The organism is Bacillus sp. YBsi01, from assembly GCF_038406745.1.
Lineage (GTDB): Bacteria > Bacillota > Bacilli > Bacillales > Bacillaceae > Bacillus > Bacillus siamensis.
Window position 1 is genome coordinate 2,485,738 of the sequence record NZ_CP151679.1, and the last position, 14,372, is coordinate 2,500,109.

General features: G+C 46.3%; 12 protein-coding genes. All 12 read right to left on the reverse strand.

Translation table 11 applies throughout. From position 1 onward, the window contains the following. Positions 1 to 3 precede the first annotated feature (3 nt). Positions 4 to 1,080 (reverse strand): MraY family glycosyltransferase, encoded by a 1,077-nt coding sequence (locus AADZ70_RS12455; RefSeq protein WP_003151382.1) that lies wholly within the window; start codon positions 1,078 to 1,080, stop codon positions 4 to 6. A gap of 132 nt (positions 1,081 to 1,212) precedes the next feature. Then, positions 1,213 to 2,409 (reverse strand): glycosyltransferase, encoded by a 1,197-nt coding sequence (locus tag AADZ70_RS12460; protein ID WP_342007118.1) that lies wholly within the window; start codon positions 2,407 to 2,409, stop codon positions 1,213 to 1,215. A gap of 19 nt (positions 2,410 to 2,428) precedes the next feature. Then, positions 2,429 to 3,187, reverse strand: coding sequence for a glycosyltransferase family 2 protein (locus AADZ70_RS12465; RefSeq protein ID WP_099744536.1), 759 nt, complete (start codon positions 3,185 to 3,187; stop codon positions 2,429 to 2,431). Positions 3,188 to 3,210: 23 nt separating this feature from the next. Next, positions 3,211 to 3,891, reverse strand: coding sequence for a hypothetical protein (locus AADZ70_RS12470; RefSeq protein WP_342007119.1), 681 nt, complete (start codon positions 3,889 to 3,891; stop codon positions 3,211 to 3,213). Then, a complete protein-coding gene (locus AADZ70_RS12475) occupies positions 3,888 to 5,375 on the reverse strand; it encodes an O-antigen ligase family protein (RefSeq protein ID WP_016937762.1) in 1,488 nt (495 codons plus the stop codon). Before AADZ70_RS12475 ends, AADZ70_RS12470 begins: the two co-directional genes overlap by 4 nt. Before the next feature lie 67 nt (positions 5,376 to 5,442). Continuing rightward, positions 5,443 to 6,783 (reverse strand): UDP-glucose/GDP-mannose dehydrogenase family protein, encoded by a 1,341-nt coding sequence (locus AADZ70_RS12480; RefSeq protein ID WP_188154385.1) that lies wholly within the window; start codon positions 6,781 to 6,783, stop codon positions 5,443 to 5,445. Positions 6,784 to 6,787: 4 nt separating this feature from the next. After that, positions 6,788 to 7,984 carry a glycosyltransferase family 4 protein gene (locus tag AADZ70_RS12485; RefSeq protein WP_342007120.1) on the reverse strand — a complete coding sequence of 399 codons (1,197 nt, stop codon included), beginning with the start codon at positions 7,982 to 7,984 and terminating at the stop codon, positions 6,788 to 6,790. Then, positions 7,981 to 9,429 carry an MOP flippase family protein gene (locus AADZ70_RS12490; protein ID WP_047475795.1) on the reverse strand — a complete coding sequence of 483 codons (1,449 nt, stop codon included), beginning with the start codon at positions 9,427 to 9,429 and terminating at the stop codon, positions 7,981 to 7,983. The genes AADZ70_RS12485 and AADZ70_RS12490 overlap by 4 nt, the downstream gene beginning before the upstream one ends. Before the next feature lie 35 nt (positions 9,430 to 9,464). Next, positions 9,465 to 10,124: an exopolysaccharide biosynthesis polyprenyl glycosylphosphotransferase gene (locus AADZ70_RS12495; protein ID WP_016937758.1), complete on the reverse strand. Its 660-nt coding sequence runs from the start codon at positions 10,122 to 10,124 to the stop codon at positions 9,465 to 9,467. A gap of 253 nt (positions 10,125 to 10,377) precedes the next feature. Next, positions 10,378 to 11,868 (reverse strand): N-acetylmuramoyl-L-alanine amidase, encoded by a 1,491-nt coding sequence (locus AADZ70_RS12500; RefSeq protein WP_342007121.1) that lies wholly within the window; start codon positions 11,866 to 11,868, stop codon positions 10,378 to 10,380. A gap of 25 nt (positions 11,869 to 11,893) precedes the next feature. Further along, positions 11,894 to 14,011 (reverse strand): SpoIID/LytB domain-containing protein, encoded by a 2,118-nt coding sequence (locus tag AADZ70_RS12505; protein ID WP_342007122.1) that lies wholly within the window; start codon positions 14,009 to 14,011, stop codon positions 11,894 to 11,896. A 21-nt stretch (positions 14,012 to 14,032) separates the two neighbouring features. Continuing rightward, a complete protein-coding gene (locus AADZ70_RS12510) occupies positions 14,033 to 14,335 on the reverse strand; it encodes a hypothetical protein (RefSeq protein ID WP_326351129.1) in 303 nt (100 codons plus the stop codon). Positions 14,336 to 14,372: the final 37 nt, after the last annotated feature.

Below are 14,372 nucleotides of genomic sequence, written 5' to 3' on the forward strand. Positions count from 1 at the left end.
TTTTTAATTTTTCTTTACCAACCTCTTGTAAAACTTGGTAAATGGTTTAAATTGTTCATTTACTAACCCTGTGACCTCTGCTATGATTTGCATAAATACAATCAATACAAAAATAATAAACAGCGAAAGCCATATGGTCGCGCTTTTCAGCAGGATTGCACTGACGCTGAAAATAAAGCCGATTAAATAAATGATGATGACAGCCGTACGGTGTGAAAGCCCGAAGGCCATCAGCCTGTGGTGTATATGTGACTTATCAGGCGCCGAGATCGGCTGTTTGTTTAAAATCCGCCTGATGACAGCGAATGTCGTATCAAAAATCGGCACGCCCAAAATAATGATCGGAATGATGATACTGAATAAAGTAACGCTTTTATAAAGACCCAATAATGAGAGTACTGAGATGACGTATCCGAGAAAGAGCGATCCGGTATCTCCCATAAATATTTTTGCCGGATGAAAATTATAAAATAAAAATCCGAGTGTGCTTCCTATCACTACGAGAGAAAGTGACAGAATCAGGATTTTGCCTCCGGATAACGCCATTACTGCGATGGTGGACAGTCCGATGACTGACAGGCCCGCAGCGAGTCCGTCCAAACCGTCTATCAGGTTCATCGCGTTCGTGATACCGACGATCCATAACACAGTCAGCGGGTAAGCGACCCATCCCAATTCTAAACGTTCCGTTAAAAACGGCACGGAGAAAAAGTCCATTTTCAGTCCCGTGCTCACAATCATAATGGCCACGGCTAACTGGACGAAAAACTTTACCTTTGCGCTTAATTGGTATTTATCATCAAGGATTCCTAAAATAACAATAATAAACGCGCCCACCGTGATGGCGGTCATCTTCGTTTCATTATATATGCCGGCCGCGAGCACCCCTGCCGCTACGCCGATAAAGATAGCCAATCCGCCCATACGGGGCATTATTTTATCATGTACTTTTCGGTTGCTGGGCTGGTCAACTGCACCTATTTTGATCGCAATTTTTTTCACGATAGGAGTTAGGATTAAAACCGTTAGCAGAGAGACAAAAAACGCAACAACTATGCGAAACATGCGTTCGTCAAGCATAAAGAAGTCTCCTTTGGAATTATATGAAGTCTTTTCTGATATTGAACCGTTCCTTCCATTATAATTCTTACTAGTTATTATAACAAGCATCATCAAAAAGAAACACGCAAATCAAAAAATGCGCTTTCCCTTTTAATGGGATTGCGCATTTTTCAATATACCCGTGCATTCGAGCATTCGGCCGAATAAAACGTTCCAATCCCGTCTCCGGGCCAATTCACGGCGCAACGCCTCATATGATCCGCTCCGTTCCGATGCCAGCAGGGCGTCACAGGCCGCAATGAAATCTGCGGGGTCCCCGCCTTCAACGTATTCATAAACGAAAGGCCTTTTGATTTTTGCCGTAGAAGTAAGGTTGCACCCGACAACCGGTTTCCCGGCGGCTAAAAATTCAAAAAGCTTGAGCGGAAATACCGCGTCATTATAAGGTGAATTTTTATAAGGCATAATGCCGATGTCGACGAGCTGCATATAGGACGGCACTTCATTCGGCGCGGCGGGTCCCGTCCATATAACATTCGGGCGTTCCAAAAGCGACTTGAAATCCGGGTCATCGTGAGCCGTGTTCGGGCCTACCAATAAAATCGTCCAGTCCGGCCGTAAATCTGCGGTTTCCGCCAAAAGCGCGAAATCAAGCTTCGGTTTGATTCCGCCGATAAAACCGAGAACGTTTCCGTTTCTTCCCCGTAAAATGTCTTCATCCGGCTGTTTATTTTCCCGTGAAAACAGGTCATATTCCACTCCGTTTTCAATGGTGAACACTTTCTGGCGCGGATTCTCCAGCTTTTTTCCGACCTCCTGGTGCAGAAAGTCAGATGTGCAGGTAATGGAATCCGCCCGCTGAATGATTCTCATTTCCGCCTGTTTAATGATGTTTCTTCTGACATTTGACAGCACACCGGCACGGCCGCTGATCGGAGCGGCCCATAGATCGCTGCAATCGTAAATCACTTCATCCCAAGGGTAAAGATCTGATAAAAGCGGAAAACCGGGGAAGGTATACCATAAGCAACAGCGGGCCCCTTTTCCTTCTTCCTTCAGCACGGCCAGCAACGATGAAAGCTTATGCCTGTAGCACATATCTGTATACCTGCCGAATCGAAATGCTTTTTGCCGGAAGAGATCCTTTACCGCGAACTGCCGGATTCCCTCGGAAATTTCGGTCATCTGTCCGTCATTTTCCCGCGGAGACGGACATACCCAAATGACGCTTTTCGTTTCTTTTTGCCGGGCGAGAAATTCAGCCAGCCGGTGCCGTCTGTATCTCAGCCGGTCATGCCCCCATTCCGCCGCTCCGACGATTACGTGAATAATCGGTTCCACCTTCATCACCCAGCTCCTCTGACGCCTACAGTCTTTTCAAGACCGCGTTTTTCGCATATTGCATAAAACACCACGAAGCCTTGATAAAATGCAGGCGCTCAATTTCTCTATAGACAAACCATGTTTTTTTGGCGGCTTTCCACTTGTTGCTTGAAATCGAATTCTGCACAAGTCTGTATTCTGAAAGACACTCATTCAAACCGTAAGCTGTAAATCCCCTTTTCAGCAGGGAAAGCCAAGTCGCCAAATCCTGCCGCGTTCTGATATCAGGCATTTGAATCTGCCCCGTCTGCTCTCTGTCAATCATGACCGTTAAACATCCGATAATCGTGTTTTTTAAAGCTTCATCATATGACAGGCTTTCAGGCGCTTGAATCGTTTTATCCGTCGGCGTTCCGTCCTGCTCCATGACGCTGTAGCCCGTGAATGAAAAGGCGCAGGACCGCTCTGACATAAACGCCAGCTGTTTCTGAAGCTTTTCCTTCTTCCATCTGTCATCGCTGTCCAAAAATGCGACATAACGCCCCTCGGCATGCTCGAGGGCTGTATTTCTGGCAGCCGCGGCTCCCTTGTTCTCGTCTAAATAAACGACGCGGATCCGCTCATCCTTTTGTTCATATTGCCGTAAAATATCTCTCGTTCCGTCCGTTGAACAATCATCCGCAATGATCATTTCCCAATGCGGATGGCTTTGATGTAAAACGGATTGAATCGTGTCTTCGATATATTCACTTGCATTATAAGACGGTGTAATGACAGATACGAAAGGTTTCCAGTTTGTCATGGTCACATCTCCATCGCAGATTTTTAAAAGGACTCTCTAAAAAACTCAGGAATGACAATGAACATAAATGCAACTGCAATGCCGATCAAAACACCCAGAACCGCTTTCTTTTTCGGCGGCATGCCTTGTCCCGCCGTTTCACTCACCGGCTCTGAATTGATGACGCCGGCTGATTTCAGGTTCAGCTGTGTATTTTTCAATTCGTATAAAAATCTTTCCTTATCCACTTTGGCATCCGCGCTGACGGTTTCTCCTTCAAGTGCATCAATGCTTTGCCGGACCACTTTTGCCCGTTTCTCAAACAGCTCCTGATCATTCTTCAGAAATGTCTTCATGACGGACTGAAACACCGATTCGGTCTCCTGCTTGTTTTGATCGCTGTAGCTGACCGTGATCAATGAATCTGATTGTGTTTCGACAGTCAGTTTACTTTTCACGGCCGTCCTTTCTTCGTCTGTTTTGTCAGGCAGAGCCTGTTTTAAAAAAGCATCGCTCGTCAAAAGGAGCGGAATTTCTTTTGTGTTGTTATAAAGCGGATGATCATAGTTTCCGGCGGCAATCGCGGCTTCCGATGTGAAACTGCTGCTTCCGGTGATTTTTGACGGCAATAGATAACCCGCCGCCCCCAGCACTACGGGCAGCGCAATGATCCAAATGATATTCTTTTTGATACGCCGAATTATTCTTGTCAACATATCCTTCATCTCGCATCTCCCTGTTTTTCATAGTACGCCGTAACGGCAGGCTCCTTTTGTAAACGTCTCAGAATATTGACCGCCGCAATCACGAGTGAGAGAAATACCCAGTGGAAAAATAAATTTGATACGGAGCTTGGGCTGATGCTGCTTACCAAAAAACCGGCCATTGCTGTGATGAGTCCTTCTGTGATCAGTCTTGACTGATTTTCCGATTTTCTTTCATGGCATTTATAAAGTGTCCAAAAAAGGTACAAATAGACTGTCAAATAGCCGAGCATCGCAAGCACGCCGAAGTTCGCCATAATCTCGACGAGCCAGTTGTGCACCTCAACTACGCCGCCCGTATCATAAACGGGCTCGGCTTTTAAATAGTACGAGACGTTTCCGGCACCCACTCCGAACCCCCAGGAATCAATCACGTAGTAAAAGGCGTTCTTTAAAAGATTCGCCCGCGCGAGGTTCGATGGAAGCGGGTGCTGTCCCGGCATCGCCTGCGGAGCTGAAAACAGATTCAAGACGGCATTTGTGATACGGGCCGCAAATAAAACCGCAAACAGCGCAGCACCCGCTCCCGCTGCGTACAGCGCGAGTTTTTTCAGCAGGGACGGCAGCAGGATAAAGACGTATACAGCCGCCCCCGCGCATATGCCCAGCAGGCTCGCGCGCGAACCGGTCAACATGATTAAATACAAAGCGCTGATCGCAAAGAGCAGGCTGACGGCTTTTACATAGCCGTTTTTCACATTTTTCACCGCCGCCGCGTACAGAAAGAAACTGATGCACAAAAATGTCGCAAAATCATTTTGATTAAAGAAAACGGACGTCGGATAATGCTGTTTGTACTGCGGCCCGTTATAAAGCGTTGAGCTCGGCAGTTGGTGGTGAGTAAAATGGTTGTAAAAGCCGATCGCCATCACAAAAATGGTCATCACAAGCCAGATGCCGTAAAAAACCATCAGCTGATCAAAGCGCTGAATAAACATGACGATGAGATAAATCAGAAACATGCCCATCGCCATTAAAGCTAAATATTTGATCCCGTACGTCACGGATTTTGCCCACAATAACGATATGAGACCGTATGTAAACCATAAGGCGAAAAACATCAGGATGCCTTTTACATTCACTCGATTCCATCTGTCAATATGATGACGGTTTGTCAGGATGCCGGCGATGTGAAGAGCGCCCGCTCCGATTAATAACAGCCGGTATATAAATAAGCTGAAAAACCCGAGATGGATCGCAAAGAAGGCCTGATTTAAAAATGTACACGCGATCAGAACATAAATGAGCCCCATAAACATCTGACCGTTTGTGGCAAAGGCCGATAGCAAAGCAAGACCGGCAATCCCGATCATGGCGGCAAGCAGCATCACGGTGATTTTTCCGAAGCCGGCATCCGCCCTGACCGCCTCCACCATGATAAATCCTCCAGTAATGACAGCGGCAAGCAGCACAAGAACATGTGCCGCTGAACGTTTGATAATCACATGGCAAACCCCTTTCCAAAACCGGCAGCCGAGCCGGACTGCCGAGAGCCTGAAGACAAATCTTTTTCTATCTTGCCAGTTCTTTTATTTGCCGATCGGCATGAACCGCCGGACGTCCGACGGAATGATAAGTGAATCCTGAAACCCGCATATATTCCAGCGGGAACATATTTCTGCCGTCAATGATGACCGGCTGTTTGAGCAGCTGCTTCGCCCTCTGAAGATCCATCTCCCTGACTTCCGGCCAATCGGTTGTAATCAGGCATGCATCCGCATTTTTGATGGCGCTGTACAGCTCTGTGTAATAGTCAATGCCGCCGTTTCCTAATGCCGCAGACGCTTCGGGAATCGCGATCGGATCATACGCTTTTACGTGAGCGCCCTGCTCTTTAAGATGCGGAATGATATCGAGAGCCGGGGCGGAGCGGACGTCATTTGTGTGCGGTTTAAAGGCCAGCCCCAGTACGGCCACGGTTTTCCCTTTTACAGAACCGATGGCGCGGTTTAATTTTTCCGTTATGAGAACCCGCTGCTTCTGATTGGTTTCAATGACGGCTTCCATCATTTGAAACGGATATCCGGCGCTGTTTGCGATATGCAATAAAGCCGTTGTATCTTTCGGAAAGCAGGATCCGCCGAACCCGATGCCCGCCTGGAGAAATTTATTCCCGATCCGGCTGTCAAGGCCGACGCCTTCTGACACGTGAGAAATGTCCGCGCCGACACGTTCGCAAATATTTGCGATGTCGTTAATAAAAGATATTTTGGCGGCTAAAAAAGCATTTGCTGCATACTTAATCATTTCCGCGCTTTCAAGATTGGTCTTAACGATCTTCGTACGGAACGGCTTGTGAAGCTCTTCAATAACCGAAGCGGCATGTTCGCTTGTGGCGCCGATGACCGCCCGCTCCATCTGCATCGTATCCCGCACCGCCGAGCCTTCGCGGAGAAATTCAGGATTTGACGCGACATCAAACGGATATTTCCCCTTCGACGCTTCGCTGACGATTTGGTAAACGAGCTTTCCCGTCCCGACCGGAACGGTGCTTTTGCTGACAATGATTTTGTATCCGTTCAGCTGTTCCCCGATTGTTTGCGCCGCGGCCTTGATATAGGTCAAATCGGCTTCACCCGTCTTTGACATCGGTGTACCGACGGCAATATAGATGATATCAGCGGCTTTCACAGCCGGCCCAATCTCTGACGTAAAGGATAACCGCCCGGCACTGACATTTTTTTCAGCTAATTCCTCAAGCCCCGGTTCATATATCGGGATGACTCCGTTTTGCAGGCTTCTGATTTTCGCTTCATTGATGTCACAGCAAGTCACATGATGGCCGATTTCCGCAAAACAAGTTCCAGATACGAGACCTACATACCCTGTTCCTAATACAGCGATTTTTTTCACAGCTTCATCCCTCTTTCGAAAGGTTCTCCTCTTGCCCGGCCCGATTCATGACGGTCCGGTATTTCTCTTTCAGCGCTTTTGCGTTTTGGCTTGCGTCAAAATACGTGCGGACGGTTTGATAAAGTTCTTCGGCTGTTTGCGTTGTCCATGCCTCTCCTTTTTCATATTGCAGGATGGATTCCGCCAGCGTTTCGGGTGAACCCGGTCTGATCAGCAGCCCCCGGTGTTTACCGAATAAAGAAGCCACTCCTCCGACATCAGTGCAGAGCACCGGCACCTTCAGAGCAAGCGCCTCAATGACCACAGTCGGCATGCCTTCGCTGTAGGACGGCAGGGCCATGATATCCGACGCCAGCAGATAGTCCTGTATCTTGTCATTCGGCACTTGCCCCGTGACGATGTGAGCGGCTTCCCGCAATGAGGCTGCGGCGGGTCCGTCACCGACAAAGACGGCTTCAAATCTTTCATCCAATGACTGAACGGCTTTTGATAAGTCGAAAACACCTTTCTCTTTGACAAGCCTGCCGATGAACGCGATCAGCTTTTTATCCGGAGGAAGGCCGAGCCGTTTTCTGATGGCTTCTTTCGTCTCGTTTCTTTTTTGGAAGGCGTCAAACGTGATGCCGATCGGAAGCACGCTGCAATCCGCTGCGCTGATCTTCTTCATTTGTTCCCGCAGACTGCCGCTGACGGCATAAATATCGGCAGCCTCCCGCACCGCAAATGTAAATGCGCGATGAGCGCTTTTGCTGTAATGCGGATAGACATTGACATCGCTGCCATGCAAGGTCAGGACATACGGAATTCCCAGAGCCTTTGACACAATGGCGGCCGCTCCGCCTGACGGCATGGCGAAATGCGCGTGAATCAGATCAGGCTTCAGGCCGTTCTTTTTGATCGCAGAAAGAACCGATGCCGCCATTCTTTTATGCGGCTGCGCCCATTTCAGCTGCCCGGGAACCGCCTGATAAAACGGCCGGTGTACGGACACGCCTTTCCGCCATTCATGCGCAGGCCTTATATCCTTTTGCCGATATGTCTTTTTCAGCAGCCGGAATGGCGCGGCGAGTTTCGGCCGCGGACAGATGACGGTCATCTCCGCGCCAAGCTTGCTCAGTTCTTGCGCCTGTGTTTCATGAAAAACGCCTTCCCCCGGCTTTTCACTGCTCGGATAGACACTTGTCATCCACAATACCTTCATAGCAAACGTCCTTTTCTTAATTTACTTTTCATCTGCGGATAAGCTTTGATTAAAAGAAATAAATAACACAATGCGCCGCAGGCTACTGAGATCGCCAGACGCAGCTTTACATCAAGGCTGATCCGCTCCGTTCCGAGGCTGGCTGTAAAGGCGATGACACCCATCGCCGCCGTAAGCAGAAACGGTTTGGCCACGGCTTTGAAGTAAGCCGACAGCCGCAGCTTAATGACATATGCCAACAGCCAGCGGCCGATCAGGAAATTCAAGATGCTGATGAATGCGTACGTCCAGGCTACCGTCAAGAGATTTCCGGACAGCACGGCAGCGTACAATGATGCACCATACAGCAGCATCACCCCGGCGTCCCAATAAAACGCCAGATCGGCCCGCCCTTTTGCCAGCAGCACAGATCCGTTCGGGTTCATCAGGACCCTTAAAATCCCGACAATGGCGAGAACATTTAAGACCGGGACAGCCGCAAGCCATTTTTCTCCGAATACCGAAGCCACGAATGCATCCGACACTGAAACCAAACCGAGCAAAAGCGGAAAGGATATCAGCGCGAGCATTTTGGTCATATTGAGAAAGCCTTCTCTGATGGCGCTGTTTTCATGCTTGTTTTTCGCAAAGACGGGAAACGCGACTCTTGTAATGATTGGATTAATTTTTAATACCGGAAGCGTGACGATCTGATAGGCCAGATTGTAAATGCCAAGGGCCTCGGCGCCGATAAAACTGCCGATCAGAATCATATCAATATTCGCCCCGAGCCGGTTCACAAGCCGGGAAGACAGCTGAAAGGCTCCGAAAGAAAAGAAGCCTCTCATTCCCTTCAGATCAAAAACGAACGACGGACGCCATGTTTTTCTGCAGGCCATCCAGTACAGAATCCCTTTCGACGATTGCAGCAGCACCTGGGAAATCACATACGCGAGAATCGGGTCCGTATAAAAAACCGCAGCCGCCAAGTAAACGAAGGACAGCACATTTGAAAAGATTTCAATTTTGCTTAACGTGTTAAATGCCAGCGCTTTTTGCAGCATATACTGATATTGCTGACCGATCGGTGCGATTAAAAACATGACGGCCAGCACGCGGACTAAATAGTCAAGCTCCTCCCGCTGATAAAAATCAGCAATGAGCGGGCTGCTGAAAAACAGCAGCGCAAACAGTGCAAGCCCCGTTATGATATTCAGCCAGTACAAGGAAGACATCTGTTTTTCAGTGACATGATCTTTTTGAATGAGCGCGGCGCCAAACCCCATATCAAGCGCAATTTGGGCAAACACCGCTACCGTTGTGATCATGCCGACAAGGCCGAATTCAGCCAGTGACATGACCCGCCCGAGCAGGGCGAATTGAACGATTTGAATGACCGTAATACACGCTGTCGAAATACTTGTCCATTTGGCGCCGCTCAAAATTTGATTTGTAATACTAGGCATCGTTTTCCCTACTTTTTGTCTGCTGACCAGAATTTTTATCGTGCCCCGTCACCGGTCCAGATTACTTTGCACGTTTTGAGCATAATCTTCAGTTCCAATGAAAAGGTCAGGTTGCGGATATAGTATAAGTCAAACATCAGCTTTTCCCTCGGTGTCATGTCATATCCCCCATTGACCTGCGCCCAGCCGCTTAATCCCGGCTTAACAGCCAGCCGCTCCGTAAATCCCGGGATTTCTGCCTGAAACTGTTCCGTAAACACGGGCCGTTCGGGGCGCGGGCCGATCAGGCTCATTTCTCCCCGAAGCACATTTACCAGCTGCGGCAGCTCATCAATACGGGTCCTTCTGATAAAAACGCCGACCTTTGTCACGCGGGGATCCTTTTTCAGCGCCCAGACCGCACCCGATTTTTCAGCATCTATTTTCATAGAGCGGAGCTTATACAAATAAAACGGCTTCCCGTTTTTGCCTACCCGCTCCTGCTTATAAAAAGCCGGGCCGGGCGACTCCAAACGAATCAGTATGGAGAACAGGCCTATTATCGGAAGCGCCGCCAAAAGCCCCGCAAGCGCAAACACAATATCCATGAATCGCTTAAAAGCCAAATAACGGGCCGTTTTTTCCGTTACGGCAGCGGAAGTCCCCTGCCGCACTGCATAGTTATTATTTACATTCATGCTTTTCTCTGCTCCCACTGACACACACCTCACGATTTGTTGGGATGTTTGATGACCTATGCCGTGAGTTTAGCAGATGGATGTTAATTGGAAGTAAAGGAAACGTTAATGTTTATTAGAATGTTTCGATTATTGTTTTTTTATTGTAAATCTATTCATATCCATAAACGGCGGTTACTATAATTGCAAAGGATCATTATGAGGGGAAAACAACGAAAAAGCCTGCCGATCAATTTTGACCAGCAGGCTCGTACACAAATATATAAAAGTTTTACTTATAATAAGACACGATTCCATCATTGATGGCTGCAGCTGCCTTTTCCTTATAAGATGCTTGCTTTAATTTACTTGCATCAGACGGATTCGTAATAAAAGCCGTCTCTATCAGTACACTAGGCATTTTGGAATACTTAATGACATAGAACGGAGCTGTTTTAACCCCTCTGTCTCTTGTTTTTAATGCATTAACAACCCTAGGCTGAATTTGTCCTGCCAGGCGTTTGCTTGCAGCGGCTTGATATGTCTCATCATAGTAGGTCTCAGTTCCGTTTGCAGAAGTTGCATCATTTGCATTGCCGTGAACGCTGATAAATAAATCAGCTCCTGCGGTTGCGCCTTTATTTACCCTTTCCTGCAGGGAATAAAATGTATCATTAGATCTCGTCATGACCGGCAGAGCACCAGAAGCATTTAATTTTGTATTCAGCCTTTTAGCGATATCAAGATTGACGTCTTTCTCTAAAATGCCGTTACCTATAGAACCGGAATCCTGATCACCATGACCGGGATCAATTACAATCGTTTTTCCCGATGCCGGATTTTTCAGCTGATTGGCTACATTTGCGCTGACAGCCGGGGTGTTGCCGATAATGGTAAAACTGCTTAGTTTTTTTCTTCCTATAATTACTCTTGTTTCTTTTGAAAGATTGCTTCCGTTAGTCAGAATGATAGATTGTTTTTTCTTTGCAGCAAGCGCAGCACCAGCTATAGAATCTGCATATCCAAAACCATTGCTGACGAATACATTGCCTGTCGGAAGATTTAACTGCTGAACTAAATTGGCCGCAAGTTCGTATCTGTTGCTTCCGCTGATTCTTTTTGGAGACGGAAGTTTCTTAAAGACCGAAGCATTTATGCTCCCGGTGCCCCCTGCTACAATAGAGCTTTTAATTCCCTTGCTTTTTATAGCTCCTGCTGTCGCGCTGTTGATATCTGTTTGATTCGTAAACAAAATTGGATATCCGTTCATCGCAGCATACGGAATTGCAGCTATTGCATCAGCATATAAAAATCCGTTTGCAATAACAGCTTTTGAAGCGGACGACATTTCCTTCGCTACTTTAGCTGCCGTATCATATCGATTGCTTCCTGAAATTCTTTTAACGCTGATGCCGAGCGCTTTGATTTGGTTTGCTGTATTTGCTGATACAGCAGGCGTTCCGCCGACAATAATGACCGTTTTTGTTTTCAGTTCTTTTAGACGGGTTTTCGTCTCTGATGACAAATTATCTTTATTTGTATAAAGCAGCGGAGCATTCTTTTGATATGCCATCGGTGCGGCGGAAATAGCATCTGCATACGATCCTCCTCCGACGACAACAGCTGTGCTCGCTGTTGAATACACCTGCTTGGAAAGCACAGCTGCGGTACCGTATCTGTTGCTTCCCCCTGCTCTTTTAACCGCGTTATCAGCTAAAGCTGATGGGATAAATAAGATGAGTCCCAGCATAGAAATGACCAGGACTTTAAGATAAGAACGCAATTGCCTTCCCCCTGCTCTCTTTTATTTAATAGGCAGTCAATGTTGTGCCCGGGTAATAAAATTTTAAAATCGAACTATATGAATCTCCTGATTCCGCTCTTGCCTTAGCGCCGTATTGGCTCATACCGATACCGTGTCCATATCCCTTTCCGGTGATTGTAAAAGCAGAGCCGTTTTGGCTGACACTCACATAAGTGCTTTTAAATACGGAAGCGCCGATCATCGTTCTCAATTCAGTCACCGGCACAGTCATGGCAGCCGTTTTATTTGTTTCGTAATTGCCATTGTTATTTTTGACAGCGTAATTCACTTTCAAAGTTGCGGTTTTGGCCCGCTGTCCTTTGGTTGTTCCGCTGAATGTTAAATCGTTTATTTTTAAAATTTTAATGGCGGAAGCGCCCGTTTCCTTATTTTTCAAAAGCCAATTTTTAATACCGCTCAGTTGGGCTGCATTCGTCTCATTCTTTGAAGCAAACCAAGATGACGGCTTATTTACATCAATTGAATCTGTGCTGATTTGCTGCTTAGAGAGGGTCAGGCTCCAAGCTGTTTGAGGATCCTTTGTGTCTTTTTTGGCAGTTAAATAAGGAACGCTTGAACCCCATACTTCGCCGCTTGATTCTGTATAACCGCCGTTACTTGATGAATAAGCTGCCGTAATTAAATTCCCGTTGTAAGTCAGCACTTTATTTTTTGTCTGCTGCACCGCTTTAGTTGTATTGGCATTCCAGCTGTACCCGCCATATACTTGAAAAACAGTAGTATCAGCAACAGTGCTTCCAGTCTTTGTAATTGAGTATGTTCTTGCCGCAACCGTCTGCGCCTTCAGCGCTTCAAGAGACCAGCTGGCAGGCATTTCATTCGGTACGACACCTTTCAAATAATCTTCAAAAGGAATATTCTCATTTACAGGTCTGATATATTTGCCTGACTCTATTGAAAAATTAATCGTCCCCAAGTATTCTTTTCCATTCAAACTGATCCGGTTGGATTCATTGTATGTTTCCGGTTTTATTCTCAAAGAATTCCCGTATGTTTTAATATGATTAAGATTTAACTTTCCATTACTGATTTGCAGGTTATATGTGCTTCCGCCGGCTAAATAAAAATGGTTTGAAAGCTCATTTTCAACCCCGGCGGAAATTGAGCTTGTACTTCCGATAAAGTCGTATGCATACGACGCCTTCTCTTTTGCCACTGATTTAGCTGCTGAAGGAACATCATCTTGTTTGATATATAAGATTTGGCTGTCTTTTTTGGCGGCTAACGAAGCACCTACCAGAACGTCAGCATATTTAGTTCCATTAGTCATGACGACTTTATCAGCCTTCAACTTTAGCTGGTTAATAATATTAGCAGTCAATTCATACCGTGTTGATCCGGGTATTCGCTGCACAGTTGAAGTTTTTTTTATTTGATTTTCTACTGCATCACTTACGCTGAATGAACTTCCGATAATTATGACTTGCTTCGGAAGATCATAATCCGGCAATCTATCCTTTTCAGTCAGCAATATGGGATAGCCGTGTGCAGCGGCATACGGAGCTATGGCTAAAGCGTCTTGAAAAACATTCCCCGTTACAACAATTGCTTTGTCGTAATTGCCCATTTGTTTTGCAATGTTTTCAGATAACACATAACGGTTTTTCCCGCTGATTCTTTTCACAGCTCCATAAGACTTAAGCTTATTTTCTACGTCTTTCGAAATGCTTTTAGCACCGCCGATGACCAGAATATTATCGGGATTGAACTTAGCAATCTGTTTTTCTGTTGTTTTTGTCAATGTGTCCGGCTGTGTAAATAACACTGGCGCATCCAATTTTTTTGCCAGAGGAATTACTGGTAATGCATCGATAAAAACATCACGATTAACGAGAATAACTGTTTTAGGATTCGTCCATTGGGAGTCAGATGCAAGAGCCGCCGTCTCATATCGAGATGCTCCTGAAAGACGGTTGGTTACAGCCACATGATCACCAGTAACCTGATAAAAACCGGTTGGAGATATAGAAATACTTGATTGATTTCCTATGTAATTTGTCAGCTTAACTGATATATCGGAATCTGCCGCAAAGGAAACCGCAGGTATAAGCAATAAAAAAGCAGCTAGAGTCAGTCCTATTAAATGTTTGCAAGTTTTCAAGATTACAGCGCCCCCCTATTCCTAATTTGCTGGTTCAATATCCTTCAGCATAAGCTGCCCTTTGCTGTTTTTTTGATATTTCACTGTCACTTTGTCGCCATTATCCAAATTCTTAACATCATCGGCCGATTCTTCAGTGATGTCAAAACTTACCGGTTCATGATCGACAGTGACTTCTATTGTATGAGTATCCGCCAGTCCTACATAAGTGCCCTCTTTCGTTACCAGCTTTTCTCCTGAATCCTCACCTTGGGATTTTTCATTGGTAACTCCGCACCCGGCGAGAAGCAGTATAAAGAACAAACAACCAAAAATTTTTTTCATTTTTTTCACCTCATTATGGATTATCGTCAATATATTA